Genomic DNA, 12773 nt, shown 5'->3' with positions numbered 1-12773 from the left:
CCTTTTTTTATGTTCTTATGGTTAATTGAATCGTAAGGTGTTGAATGTTTGAACCTGCTTCGACGATGTTGATTCTGAAGATATCTCCAGCCTCCACTTTTTTGGTCTCAAATGTAGCCTCACCGTCATCTTGATGTTGAAATGCTTCAAATTTCAGTGGACTCCCCATCACATCCTGCCAGTGAATGAGATCCTTGGAACGTTCAATTCTTATTTCAGTTGCGGTATCTCCAGAAACTCCGCAGTAGCCCTTTACATGTAAAATCTCGCCATTGAATGGAAAGGGGGCTAGAATTCCCAGTACTTCCGGGTACACCCGTGATTCTTTGCAAAAGACCATAACGCGATCCTGTACTTCCAACGGAATCTCATTTAGTTTCAGGTGTTCAGCTCTACTCATGAGTCCATCCATATCAGAATTAACCACCTGAAGGTTTTGACCAAATACATCAATCTCTACCCATGTCTGTCCATCATAACGATATCTCTTGCCATCCTTATACGTCTGTACCGTCCAGCCTATTTCAGGAGAAGGGTACTGCATACTTAACTCTTCAAAATCAGCAACTGGACTCTGGTACACAAGTCGAGTCGTCTGATAAGCCTCTTTTGCTTTTCCAGCAGCCTGTAAGGCTTCGCCAGCAGCCTCCAGTGCCCGTTTGATGGCGAGTTCCGTTTCCCCAGAATCTCCAGGCTGTCCCGGACCGCTATGTTTCACCGCTTCTCTAATTAAAGACTCTACATGTGCTAAAGTTATCCCATTTGACATAATTCACCTACCTAAGCGTTATGTAGCATATTTTCTTTATAAGACTGTTTCCAAGTTGATACCTCCCCCATAACTAGGAAACCTGTCTCTGGCTTATCATTAAAGAAATTCTTGAACAACCATGCAAAGCATTGCTGTGTCTAGCTTTAGAGAAGTTTTCTAATAGGATTAATGCCGGTTTTTTTGCATTCCTTGCAGTATTTCATCCGGTTCGATTTTGCCAGCATCCGTTTTCCGCATACGGTACAATTTTTAATATTTTCTCCTTTCCAGCGAGAGTACTCCAACACAAAGTCATCGAAGCGAACTAACTGGAAGGCAACCTCACCATGCTCCACAGCGAACAAAACCTGTACATTAGTTGAATCGATGCGTTTACTTTCTTTGAGATACCCTAATTGAATAAGTTTGTGAACCAATAACCCCTGATCTTTTTTGCTTACCGCCATTTGACTATCGCCGTAGATTTCTTTCCATTCATTATTAATCCAATACGTATCATTTTCATTGATTCGATTATTAATCTTGCTGTAGACCAGTAAAACAAAGGCCAATTTCTCGAGTCGTTTACTTTTAAGTTGTTTGATCTTTTGAAGTTCTTCGTGCGTTACAGGTACATGATCAATCTCGATTAGCGTGCTTTTGCTTGCCTCCTCCCTCATCTTGATGTACTTCTGAGACTGCTTAATGATACGCTTGAGAAATGTATCCCACTGGACAGCATTGTAGTCTGGATAATATTTGGTCATAAACTGATTTAACAATGTATACGCATCTTCGGCGTTCTTCCCCTGTTCAAGCCCGTATTTAGCTAAACAAATTAACGTTTTAGTTGGCTTCTTATCCATTTTCCCATGTGCAATTGCTTGCTCGGCATGATGACGTTCATTCAGAATGATTTTCAAGGGCGTTGCTCCTTCATATACATTTGGGTCATTTTAAAGGTTCTTCCCGCGTATTCAATATCGCCCTCCGGATCTCTAACCGGATAATGGATGATATGATCATTGCTGAGCAATAGATTGCGAATAATTTGATCCCCCGAAACATCCCAGACAAATTGCTTTGATTTCTCGGCATTTCGATAACACATGTCCACAATCATATTGCACAGATCTTCTTCGTTATTACAGATTTCCAAAGCCTGCTCCTTAAAGCGTGAAACAAACAACTGCCATCGGGCTGATCTTTCTTCCTTTTTCACCTTGCTCTTGCGCAAGTTAGTCATATAACTACGTAGCTCTTCGTTATGCATCTGATATAATCGTTGAATCTCTTTGTAACGAGCCTGGGAGTATTTCTTGGTACTCATCAATATCGTATGATCAAACGGACGCTCGGTCTGTTTTAACTTTAACTTGTTGAACTCGTCTTCCACTTGATGGCATAACCGGTTCATCACAGAAGGTGCCGTGGATACAGGCATTCTCTGTTCATACTGTGCAAGGAACTGTTCCTGATCCGGAGATAGCTCCTTCTTTGAAACTAATTCATCAACAGTCATGCCAAATAACTGCAAGCACTTCTGACTCGTTTTTTCTACATAGATGGTATATTCTTTTTTCTGTTCCGGATCATTGTATATGAAAAAATAAGGCTTTTTGTGCGCTACCATTTTCAAGGCCGACTCGTCCGTTACCGCAGCGCGAATATCATACCAGTGCTTCGGCATTTTTTTACATTCAATACCTTTAGCCTGGTCGATAGCATTTTGTTGATAATGCTGACCACATTGAATTCGGTACATCATTTCCTGATATTCTGCACTATGCTCCTCATAATTGGCTAATACATCGAACATCGATGTGATTTTGTTCGTTGTAAAACCGATCAGATCACCGAAACTGTCTTTGTTGGCCTGAATCAGATCCCTCTCATCCGGAATTTTTTTGGCAGAGGTTTTCTGTACACATACAATCGCATCAAGCTCCTGAATTGCCCCAAAAATCGTTGTGTTATCTGTAGTTAAAACCTGATCACTGTCCATATCTGCACCATTTAAGGAATGTGTCGTCGTATCCCATGAATTCAAGATCGTGACCGTGTTCATATAGCGATACCAATGCTGCATCTCATCCGTGTTTTGGAAACGAAGCACCTTGATATTGTTATGACAAGTCATTGGAGCTCTGAAGCAAGCCACGCGGTCTACATGCTGCTCATTCCAATATCTGGAGTAGAACTCACCCGAGCTCAGCAATCCTATTAAAGGTAATCCAAATATGCTCTGGCACAATGTATAAGGATCGCCTGAAATAATACTGAAATTGCCTTTGACTCTCAGAACCCCGATCTTGGCTTCATTCATTCGTTTACGTATTAATGTATGGATTTTGCTCCGTACAAAAGGATCATCTATAAGTCGCGGGTCTACCATCAGCCCTTTGATATAATCATCCGGACTATTTCTGTAGTCATTCTCTTGGATATGAATTCCTTTGAGGAATAACAGTGCCTTGCGATAGTCCTCACCCAGTACATCTTTAATTGAGTTAACCGTGGGAGTAATGAGTTCACCAATCTCATTATCATCTAATTGAAGCGACTGAATGAACTGGTAGTTTAAATGACGCTCGTCCTCCAGTTCTTCGGGTGTAACTTTTGTTACGCTGAACGTGTAGCCATAATAACCGCAACATAACAGATAATCGTCGATACTGTTGTACGAGCTCCAGAGTTTGAGCATAGACGTTGTGATGATCAGGTCTACCTCTCGAATATCCACAGGGTTACCCCAGGCATCATCCACCATATACCTGCCTGCAACTTGATCTGCGAATGCGTGATAATCAAATGTAAATACCATACCTTTACAGAAGCTATTACGAATACAAAATCCACTCGGGATATATGCATGTCCCAGCTCAGCTGCCCAGCGTTCACTAAGTGCAGGTGAGATTAGACCGAATCCATCACTCATGTTCATCTGAATAGGCTCATTTTTCCTACTCTCAATACGAGGGAACTCTGTCTCGGTATCATCAATCTGAATGATGTCTGCCCCAAATTCGGTTATGCAATCCTGAACAACCAATACTCGTTCGGGATGTGACACAGGTGTGCTTGTACTACAGGCTAGAGCTTTATATGCCTCCAGTTTGGCAGGAACCAGCTCTTTATTCGGATCTCTGCCGTTATTCAATCTTTTCTCCAAAAGCGGGTGAATATCCTCACTCACATAGATGACCGTCGAACTTTTGGCACCACCTGTTGTAGCCAATAGACGCTTGTATTTTTTGCCGTTGATGGAGAAGGCTTTCGATGAATTCAGCCGATCGTAGTCTTTATTATTTTCAATGACCACCAGCAGGTAATCATCGACAAATTTCAGATTTTTCAGTTCTCCATGTAATTTCTTCATTGTTCTTTTATGCTCAGCATTAGTTTTTAAAGCTTTTAATTGCTCTATGTCCAGCTTGATTCTAGCCAGATCTGCCTCTCTCTCCTTGTAGCCACGAATATGATCTATAAAACGAAACACCTGATGGCTTCCAATAGATGCCACTTCTCCATTTACTGTCGCTTCTTGATAGGTCAGATGGAGATTATAATCCGCTTTTCTAATTCTCGAAGATGTAACTTTATATACGTACCTCAATCGATCCTGATATGCATTGCCCATTCCCGATTCCCCCTGTTGCTTCCTGTCCTGATTAAATAAATTATAGATTAGACCCGCACGACTGACGCAGGCAAACAGGATGATCAGGGGATGAAAAAGGAAGAATATTTGTTCTATTAAGGGTAGAAATTAAGGGGCACTTCAGGTCTTGGTTCATTTCGTTTCGGCATATTTCTGCGTCTCCAGCACTATGATTATTGCCTTTTTAATGATATAGTGTATTGAAGCGTTTTATATGCTGACATACTTTTTAACGGGGCTGGGATGAATGAAAGAAACCTTATCCAATCAAGAGGAAATCGGCTTTCTATTTAATGTCGATATACTTATTAAGAGCCGCTCAAATGCATTGGCACTGCAGTCCCTGTTGGAGTTCATAAACAAAGAGGAACAAATTGCGGACTTTCGGATTCAATCCGGCATAGAGCTAGGCAAAATTATTGAAGCGACACTCCAGTCCAAGAAGGACTCCTTCGTCACACTTCACAATGAACGTAAAAAATCACAAGCCAACGCAGCACAGAAGGCGTCCACTGCAACTCAGACACCTGCCTCACCTGCTCCAGTCAAAGCACAGAATCAGCAAGAAAAACCAGTTAGCGAGAAAAAGCCTGCCCCCCAAACATCCAATGTTTCCGATGGAAATTCGTTTGATGCGTGGATTGACACGCTTATTAAAGAGAATCGTCTAACCCGTATTGTTGTAAACAACAAGAACGGTAAACATCAGAGCATTCCTTGCCGCATTTTGAATTTTGATCGGGATACCAGTGTGGTGAGTATCTACCATGTAGATGAAAAACAAGTGTATACGTTCCGAACCAATGAAATCGATGAGTTTCTGTAACTAACTTCTAACTTCATCTGATTAAAACAAAAAGCAACTTGCGTTAGAATGACGTGACATTCTAACGCAAGTTGCTTTTTAAGTTCAATGAATTATGATCCTACAAGATTGATTCAGCTGGATCATGAGCGATCCTTACCTCTCTGCCATACATCTAATGCCAGTAACAACCATCCGGCAATGAAGGCTACCCCACCAATCGGTGTGATGGCTCCCAGAATCTTGATACCGGAAATACTGAGCACATACAAGCTGCCCGAAAACACGATAATTCCGATAAACAACAGACGCGCGGCCCATTTCAGTTTCGCAGATGCCCCAAGCTGACCCGCTGTCAAGCCGATAATGAGCAAGGCCACTGCATGAATCATGTGATATTGCACACCCGTCTCATATGTAGCTATGGCCGCCGGTCCAATTGTATCCTTGAGCATGTGTGCGCCAAACGCACCGATTGCCACCGATAACATGGTCATTACAGCTCCAAGCATCATCCATCTTCGTTGCATGTAAGTTCTCTCCCTTAATTCAACTCTTCCCTTCTTTTATTGTAGCGAATCCACTCACCCTTTACCAGTCAGGGCGGAGCTTCACAGATCATATGTCTGTTTATACTTACTATTCCTATCCCTACCCTATATATCGTAGAAAACTGGCGTAAATCCTTGATTTTTATCGATAATTATGGAAAAGTAAACAGGTATGCATTCGTTGTATTTTAAGTGCAAGTTCAAAAAGATTGGTTTACGCCGATTAGGTTAATAACACTCAGTACGATGATTAAGGGAGGGATATTACAATTATGGATAATCACAATTCCTACAATTCAGGTTATAACAACACAGATCAATATAATAACAACATGGTTGAACCATACCCTCCAGATCATGAGAGGCAACCCATGGCTCCACTAAAACATTCCGGACCTGGAATCGCCAGCTTTGTCATTGGATTGGTTGCAGTCGTGGGTTACATTCTGATATTCTTTATTGCCGCCATGGCTCTAAACGATTCAATCGAAGTTCTCACTCCGTTGCAAGCAGAAGAGCTTGCCCTGCATCCAGCGGTAATTCTGGCTTCTTTATCTATTCTGGTTTGCCTGATTCTTAACCTGGCCGGAGGCATCCTAGGAATCATTGGTCTTATCCTCAAGAATCGCAAGAAAGTCTTTGCCATTATCGGGACGCTGTTAAATGGGATCATCATTCTGGCATTCATTGGTCTTATTTTGGCAGGCATGAGCATGATGTAACCATTTGCATCAGCGTCATGTTTCCTTATAATTAAAATGAATGGGTTTACACCTGGATATAATCTATATTAATTTGCTAAAAATTCTTGTATTTCAAAGGAGATTGACATGTCACGAATCAAAATTTTTGCGGACAGCACAAGTGATCTGGCTCCCCAATGGATCCAGCAACACGATATCGGCATCATCCCCTTGTATGTGGTGTTCGGTGAAGAATCACTGAAAGACGGTGCTGAGATTAAGCCTGAACAGCTATATGAACGTGTCAGCCAAGATGGGCGTCTTCCCAAAACAGCTGCACCTTCACCCGCTGATTTCATGACGGCATTTCAACCTTACATAGACCAAGGGGATGAAATTCTATATATCAGTTTATCCTCTGAACTTTCCTCTACCTACCAAAATGCACGATTAGCGAGTTCCGAGTTTCCGGAAGGTCGAATTTCCGTCATCGACTCACAGAATCTCTCATCCGGAATTGCTCTTATGGTGATGAAAGCAGTACATGCGGCCGATAAAGGACAAAACCTGACTCAGATTACACACCTGATTGAGGCAATGAAACCAAATGTGCGCACGGAGTTTGTCATTGATACACTGGAGTATCTGCACAAAGGCGGGCGTTGTTCAGGCATGCAGAACCTGATTGGCAGTCTGTTGAAGATACGCCCTGTTATCCGAGTAACGGATGGCAAGATGGCACCTGCCTATAAAGTGCGCGGAAAACGGGAGAAAGCCCTCGAACAAATGCTGCAAAACACGCTCAGCGCGAAGGAACAGATTGATCCCGACCTGCTAATCGTTGTGCATACCATGGCTGAAGAGGATGCGCTCGACCTGCAGAAGTCTTTGCAAGAACAGACGGGTGCCCGGGTGGAACTAACCACTGCTGGGTGTGTAATATGCAGTCACTGCGGTCCCAAAACGATTGGAATTATCTATAATACAGTTATATAGTTACACACAACATTGTATCGTATAACTAGATCCTATCTTCTGGATCTGTATGTGGTCACATCCAATACTTGCAACCGACATACCGATACAACACAAAAAGGGCATTCCGAGCTTAATCGCTCAGGATGCCCTTTAATATTTTTGCTAACTTTTGAATGACCTACGCTTGGTCCATTGCTCATTATGATAATGGATCAATAACTTTTGGTCCGCAAATCATCCAGACTTTTAAAAGCATATCCTTGCTTACGCGCCTCATCGATAATGGAACCCAGAGCTTCCGTGTTGTCTTTGGATACCGAATGAAGCAAAATGACAGCCCCCGGATGCAGCTGTTTCAACACCTGCTGATGAGCATATTGTGCACCACGCTGCACATTCGTATCCCAGTCTTTATACGCAACAGACCAGAACACATTCACATACCCTTGGGCATGACTCTCTGCGAGCGTACGATTGTTAAAAATTCCACGAGGTGGCCGCAAAAAGGTCGCTTGTTGACCCGTTAGCCGATTCACTTCCGACTTGACCTTATCCAGTTCCACCCTAAGCTTCTCATTGGAGATGCGGGTCATATCTGGATGGCTCCATGAATGGTTACCCACAATATGACCTTCAGCCGCCATGCGTTTGACCAACTCAGGTTGATCCTTGAGATAATGACCAGTCACAAAGAAAGCCGCAGGCACCTTCTTGGCACGCAAAACATCCAGTATGGCAGGTGTGAACCCATTCTCATACCCGTTATCAAACGTGAGATACAATTCCTTCTGCTTCGTATCCCCCAAGAAAATGGCATCGTTATGTTGTAAAATCGATTTAAAGCCTTCCTGGTCAATGGAGGGCAACTGACCATTTTGACTTTTCTTGAAGCCAAAGTGATAAGCTCCGGTAACCGGCGATGCTTCAGCCTGTGCCGGTACCATACTGATGGATAATAGCCCCAACAGTATGTATAGAACCATTCGCTTCATTCTATCCGCTCCTGTTCCTGAAAAATTCGGTTAGTGGTTTGCTCATACAAACACCTTCAGGTAATATGCCACAGGAACGGCTAATGTATGTAAATCATTAACGATCGAAACGTTTATTTTCATTTTGTGGCGGCGTTTGATGAAACAGTTCGAGCAAAGTCTGGGGTTTGCCACTGGAAGCGAGCCACTCCCTCACAGTCTGTATCGCACGGGTCTGCCCATCTCCCCGATCACGCCATGTAAGTAGCTCGATGACTTTGATAATCAAGGCCGACATATTGTGATTATCCAGTTCAGACCGCTCTGCTCTCAGCTTGTGATACAAAGCCTCCTGCTCCCAATCAAGTAGAATCTCATCACCGATGGTTGGTTTCAATAGCGTGTACGCTCTGTCACAACCTTTACAACGAACCGTGCTAACCTGTTCATCTATAAATTCCACTCGGACATCCTGCTGGCAATCCGGGCACTTAAATCCAACCTGTATGTTTTGTATGTTTTCACTCATGACATTGTTCCTCCTGCTATGTATGTACTACATCTATACCCGATATGTTGTCGATTCACGCTTATTTTGAAGAAATCTGTAAGGTGCTATAATCTTGTAAATATGTTAAAATATTATACATATCATGGTAGGGAAAAGGCGGGATACTCATGTCAAAGGAAGAGCGCAACATAACCTGGCAATCATCCACCATCAACAGACAAGACCGGGAGAAACATAATGGACACCGTAGTCGTGCCATCTGGTTTACCGGGTTATCGGGTGCAGGAAAGTCATCCCTTGCATTTGCCCTGGAGCAGTATCTCTACGACCAAGGCGTGCGTTGTTATGTTCTAGACGGGGATAATGTGCGCCATGGACTGAACCGGGATCTCGGTTTTACAGCTGGGGATCGTCAAGAAAATCTGCGGCGAATTGGTGAAGTGTCGAAGTTAATGCTAGATGCCGGGCTGTTCGTCCTTTCAGCCTTTATCTCTCCTCATGAACAGGATCGGGAGATGGTTAGACAGCTATTTGAACCGGATGATTTCATTGAAATCTATGTGCACTGTTCGATTGAAGAATGTGAGCGCCGTGATCCCAAGGGCCTGTACAAAAAAGCCCGAAATGGTGACATCCCACATTTTACAGGCATTTCTGCCCCCTATGATGTACCCAAATCTCCTTCATTCATTATCGATACGGAGCAATGGTCCATTGAGGACGCTGTGCAGGAGATCGTACAGCATTTGGAACAGATCGGTGCTCTTCAACTGCCGCTTCCTTCCAATTCAGCACTGGTTCATTAATTATCAGTTACTACTTATATTAACGACTTACATGAAAGGCGCGCCCATCGTGGCGCGCCTCTTTACGTTATGTCATAACCACCTACTGTCCCACAACACCCGCTTGCATGTTCAGTAGTTTGCTGAAGGTGCCTACCGGGTCTGTAGATAACTGCTGATATCCGCCCTCCTGGATGACACGACCTTCGTCCAGCACAATCACACGATCTGCCGTTCGAATGGTGGACAATCGGTGTGCAATCACGATAATGGTTACATGTCCTTTCAACCGTTCCAGCGCCTCATGAATGTACTGTTCATTCTCACTGTCCAGCGCACTCGTTGCTTCATCCAGCACCAATACAGAAGGATTACGCAGCATAGCTCGGGCAAGCACTAATCGCTGGCGTTCTCCTCCCGATAGACGAATGCCTCGATCACCAATAATCGTATCCAAACCCTGAGGTAACTTACGCACAAAAGCCGCAGAAGATGAAAACTGCAAAGCCTTCCACATCTGTTCTTCACTTGCATTTGGATCAACCAGACGCAGATTCTCACGAATACTCGTATGAAACAGGAATGGGTCCTGAGAAACATATCCGATGGAACTTCGCCAGCTCAGTAATCGCTCTTCTGACAGAGGTATACCGTCAATCAAAATACGACCAGTCTCGGGCCTGACGAGGCCCATAATCAGATCTATCAGCGTGCTCTTGCCTGCTCCGGATTTGCCTACAATTGCAGTCATGCCCCTTGCCGGAATAGAAGCTTGCACATTCATTAATGAGTAGGTATCACTGCCCTCATAGCGATAAGAGACATCCTGACATGTGATAGATTCTATAAGTGCCATTGGTTGAATCCCGTCATTTCCAACATCTCCAGCTGAAGCAATCTCTTCACTAATTTCACGACTTTTCGCCGTCTGCGCTTGCAATTCTCTTACCACCCGAAACGCAGGCAGCATGGAGCTGATGTACTCCAGATTGGACTGAATCGCCGTAAATCTGGGCCATAAGCGGGAAAAGATAAGGATAATAAGCAGCAGACTTGCCGGAGGTACCGTCATTACACGGAGAGAAAGATAGATGAATGCCGCAATAATGATAGCCGCGGACATCCGGTGAATCAGCTGTGTTCCACTGTTCAATTGGCTGAACTGAATGACGTTGCGTTCAATCTGTCTGCACATGCGCTCGAACCAGTTCATATGTGAACGCTCGAGCATGTTGCTCTTAATATCCTTAATTCCGTTGAAATGCTCGGTAATGCCGTTATAATAACTTTGCGAGAATTCAGAGGTCTGATCCCCGATCTGCTTGGCTCGCTTGACGAATTTTCTCAAGACTATAAATAAGAGCAATCCACAGACCAGAACAAGTGCCGTCAACTTGGCAGATAACCAGAAAGCAAGACCAATCTGTATCCCCGTAAAGATCAGCGAGGCTGCCATTTGCAGCATAATGCTCGTTCCTTGGCTCACACGTGCAAGTTCAGTCGTTAATATATGGTTAAAATCGGATTTTCGTTTTTGGAGAAAAAATGACCATTGCGCCATGATAATGGCACCATAGGTTTCCATGCGCAGCGTTCGTACAAATTGCTGCTGGATTCGCGTATTACGGATCGTCTGGAGGCGCTGCATCCAGGCCTGTCCGGAGACAATTAACACAAAGGTGAACAGTACGAGTAACAATTGGCTATTTTCAGAAAAACGATTCAACACTTCACCAAGCCAGGGGATGTTTAAGCCTGTGGAGCCCATCTCAAATATACCAATCAGACTCAGCATCGGAACAAGCATGTAGATGCCGATCCCTTCCATGAGACTGATACAGATCATTCCTAGCAGATTCCAATATAGAATGGGCCCCGTGACATGATGCAGCTTTCGCATGAAGTACTTTAATTCCGAGATCATACTTTACCCCTTTCCGTCACCGTATACCTTTTAATTCGCCGCCAGAACCAGAGAAACGGACGTAACGGAAAGTATAGAAAAAACAACGAACGCGGAAGCGGCAATTGATCCACATCCCATGTACTTGGATACAAGCGTTCAATAAAGAAGAACCACTTCTGCTTCGTGCTTCGAAGTTTAAACAAATACGATTGATAATTTTTCATATCAGCCGGACTTTCCAGCATGTCGTTCATGAACTTTGCGCCTTCGTTGGCTAATCGCTTGCCTGTACGGTCACTCAAGGACATCAAGGACCTGTACTCTACATCCAGCGGCGTGTTCAGCAGCTCCGAAACCAGATAAAGAGCCTGTGAACCGATCGATAAACGCCCCTCCGCTTTCAGACGTCTCTCTACTTTCTTCACATCGAGTGGCATGCTGCGGATCATCTGATCGATATCCAGTAACCAGCGCAGTCTGAACCAGCCGTGTCGTGCACCATGGGTTACGAGATAGGCCCATAGATCTTCTTGTTCGAGCATACGGACAGGTGTCTGTGTGTATGAACTGAACCGGCTACGTTTCCACAGCAATTCAAAATCGGTTTCTTTGCCCGAATCCGGGTTCAGGCGCCAATGAATCTCCACTTGAGTCCGTTTGACCGGATGGGTGTAACAGATATGATGTTCCCGCCATTTCCAGCTGCGCACCGTAGGTGCCCGCTCCCCTTCCTTGGATACGTATCCGAGGGTAGCCAGAATGCCTTCAGCCGCTTCCACATCATCGAATGGAATCAGAATATCCAAGTCTTTGGAAGTACGCATGGATACATCACCATAGAGATCATGTGCGAGCGTCGGTCCCTTTAGTGTAATATTGCGGATGCCGCGTTCACGAAAAGCTCCGCACACCTGCTCCATCTCAGCTGTCAGATGTAACATACGAAACGTATTGGCTGTATATTGTTGTCGCAGACTCTCCATAACATCCGCCGGAATGATCGTGGAGTTCAGTTCTTTCATTTTCAGGTAAAGGACAGAGTACAAGCGGTGATGATAGACAAGCCGCAAAAAGAGCTGCCAATCCGTTCCCTGCAAACGCGCCTTGAGTTCTTCAGGGGATAGAGCCGTCAGATCACCTCTAATCATACTCAAAATCAGTTTAAGCTCCT

The 12773-nt window shown here is 44.1% G+C and carries 12 protein-coding genes; 4 read left to right on the top strand and 8 right to left on the bottom strand.

Features of this window, described 5'->3' with window-relative positions:
- Nucleotides 1–7: 7 nt before the first annotated feature.
- The 3 genes from MKX75_RS09055 to MKX75_RS09045 all read right to left on the bottom strand — a co-directional run bounded on the left by MKX75_RS09055 (nucleotide 8) and on the right by MKX75_RS09045 (nucleotide 4391).
- Entirely contained in the window at nucleotides 8–769 is a 762-nt protein-coding gene (locus tag MKX75_RS09055; protein ID WP_339169358.1) for a hypothetical protein, read from the bottom strand.
- A 146-nt stretch (nucleotides 770–915) separates the two neighbouring features.
- Entirely contained in the window at nucleotides 916–1674 is a 759-nt protein-coding gene (locus MKX75_RS09050) for a hypothetical protein (RefSeq protein WP_076330303.1), read from the bottom strand.
- Nucleotides 1671–4391, bottom strand: a complete 2721-nt coding sequence (locus tag MKX75_RS09045) for a hypothetical protein (RefSeq protein ID WP_339169356.1) — start codon at nucleotides 4389–4391, stop codon at nucleotides 1671–1673. The genes MKX75_RS09050 and MKX75_RS09045 overlap by 4 nt, the downstream gene beginning before the upstream one ends.
- A 268-nt stretch (nucleotides 4392–4659) precedes the next feature.
- Between MKX75_RS09045 and MKX75_RS09040 the strand changes: the two genes are divergently transcribed.
- A complete protein-coding gene (locus tag MKX75_RS09040; RefSeq protein WP_076330302.1) occupies nucleotides 4660–5238 on the top strand; it encodes a hypothetical protein in 579 nt (192 codons plus the stop codon).
- A gap of 122 nt (nucleotides 5239–5360) precedes the next feature.
- Here MKX75_RS09040 and MKX75_RS09035 read toward each other — a convergent pair whose 3' ends face one another.
- Complete coding sequence (locus tag MKX75_RS09035) at nucleotides 5361–5747, bottom strand: DUF423 domain-containing protein (protein WP_339169355.1); 387 nt, start codon at nucleotides 5745–5747, stop codon at nucleotides 5361–5363.
- Between the two features lie 293 nt (nucleotides 5748–6040).
- Here MKX75_RS09035 and MKX75_RS09030 point away from each other — a divergent pair, with 293 nt between their 5' ends.
- Nucleotides 6041–6490: a hypothetical protein gene (locus tag MKX75_RS09030; RefSeq protein ID WP_076330301.1), complete on the top strand. Its 450-nt coding sequence runs from the start codon at nucleotides 6041–6043 to the stop codon at nucleotides 6488–6490.
- Between the two features lie 108 nt (nucleotides 6491–6598).
- Nucleotides 6599–7447 (top strand): DegV family protein, encoded by an 849-nt coding sequence (locus MKX75_RS09025; RefSeq protein ID WP_339169354.1) that lies wholly within the window; start codon nucleotides 6599–6601, stop codon nucleotides 7445–7447.
- Between the two features lie 194 nt (nucleotides 7448–7641).
- Here the strand turns inward: MKX75_RS09025 and pdaA are convergent, their stop codons facing one another.
- The gene (pdaA, locus tag MKX75_RS09020; RefSeq protein WP_076330299.1) at nucleotides 7642–8421 is read right to left on the bottom strand and encodes a delta-lactam-biosynthetic de-N-acetylase; all 780 of its coding nucleotides are present in this window, start codon (nucleotides 8419–8421) and stop codon (nucleotides 7642–7644) included.
- A gap of 97 nt (nucleotides 8422–8518) precedes the next feature.
- Nucleotides 8519–8929: a hypothetical protein gene (locus MKX75_RS09015; protein ID WP_339169353.1), complete on the bottom strand. Its 411-nt coding sequence runs from the start codon at nucleotides 8927–8929 to the stop codon at nucleotides 8519–8521.
- Between the two features lie 149 nt (nucleotides 8930–9078).
- Here MKX75_RS09015 and cysC point away from each other — a divergent pair, with 149 nt between their 5' ends.
- Nucleotides 9079–9717, top strand: coding sequence for an adenylyl-sulfate kinase (gene cysC / locus MKX75_RS09010; protein ID WP_076330297.1), 639 nt, complete (start codon nucleotides 9079–9081; stop codon nucleotides 9715–9717).
- Between the two features lie 82 nt (nucleotides 9718–9799).
- Here cysC and MKX75_RS09005 read toward each other — a convergent pair whose 3' ends face one another.
- Both MKX75_RS09005 and MKX75_RS09000 read right to left on the bottom strand, forming a co-directional pair.
- Nucleotides 9800–11617 carry an ABC transporter ATP-binding protein gene (locus MKX75_RS09005; protein ID WP_175623693.1) on the bottom strand — a complete coding sequence of 606 codons (1818 nt, stop codon included), beginning with the start codon at nucleotides 11615–11617 and terminating at the stop codon, nucleotides 9800–9802.
- On the bottom strand, nucleotides 11617–12750 hold the full coding sequence (locus tag MKX75_RS09000; protein WP_339170406.1) for a nucleotidyltransferase family protein: 1134 nt from the start codon (nucleotides 12748–12750) through the stop codon (nucleotides 11617–11619). Before MKX75_RS09000 ends, MKX75_RS09005 begins: the two co-directional genes overlap by 1 nt.
- Between the last annotated feature and the right edge of the window lie 23 nt (nucleotides 12751–12773).

The organism is Paenibacillus sp. FSL R5-0341, assembly GCF_037975235.1.
In the GTDB taxonomy this organism is placed as follows: Bacteria; Bacillota; Bacilli; order Paenibacillales; family Paenibacillaceae; genus Paenibacillus; species Paenibacillus amylolyticus_A.
Note: the sequence above shows the minus strand (reverse complement) of the source record. Positions and strands in the feature narration are given on the sequence as shown.

Excerpts from the sequence above, each read along its gene's own strand:
- MKX75_RS09040 (WP_076330302.1), top strand. The coding sequence starts at position 4,660 with ATGAAAGAAACCTTATCCAATCAAGAGGAAATCGGCTTTCTATTTAAT.
- MKX75_RS09035 (WP_339169355.1), bottom strand. The coding sequence starts at position 5,747 with ATGCAACGAAGATGGATGATGCTTGGAGCTGTAATGACCATGTTATCG.
- pdaA (WP_076330299.1), bottom strand. The coding sequence starts at position 8,421 with ATGAAGCGAATGGTTCTATACATACTGTTGGGGCTATTATCCATCAGT.
- MKX75_RS09045 (WP_339169356.1), bottom strand. The coding sequence starts at position 4,391 with ATGGGCAATGCATATCAGGATCGATTGAGGTACGTATATAAAGTTACA.
- MKX75_RS09030 (WP_076330301.1), top strand. The coding sequence starts at position 6,041 with ATGGATAATCACAATTCCTACAATTCAGGTTATAACAACACAGATCAA.
- cysC (WP_076330297.1), top strand. The coding sequence starts at position 9,079 with ATGTCAAAGGAAGAGCGCAACATAACCTGGCAATCATCCACCATCAAC.
- MKX75_RS09000 (WP_339170406.1), bottom strand. The coding sequence starts at position 12,750 with ATGATTAGAGGTGATCTGACGGCTCTATCCCCTGAAGAACTCAAGGCG.
- MKX75_RS09055 (WP_339169358.1), bottom strand. The coding sequence starts at position 769 with ATGTCAAATGGGATAACTTTAGCACATGTAGAGTCTTTAATTAGAGAA.
- MKX75_RS09025 (WP_339169354.1), top strand. The coding sequence starts at position 6,599 with ATGTCACGAATCAAAATTTTTGCGGACAGCACAAGTGATCTGGCTCCC.
- MKX75_RS09015 (WP_339169353.1), bottom strand. The coding sequence starts at position 8,929 with ATGAGTGAAAACATACAAAACATACAGGTTGGATTTAAGTGCCCGGAT.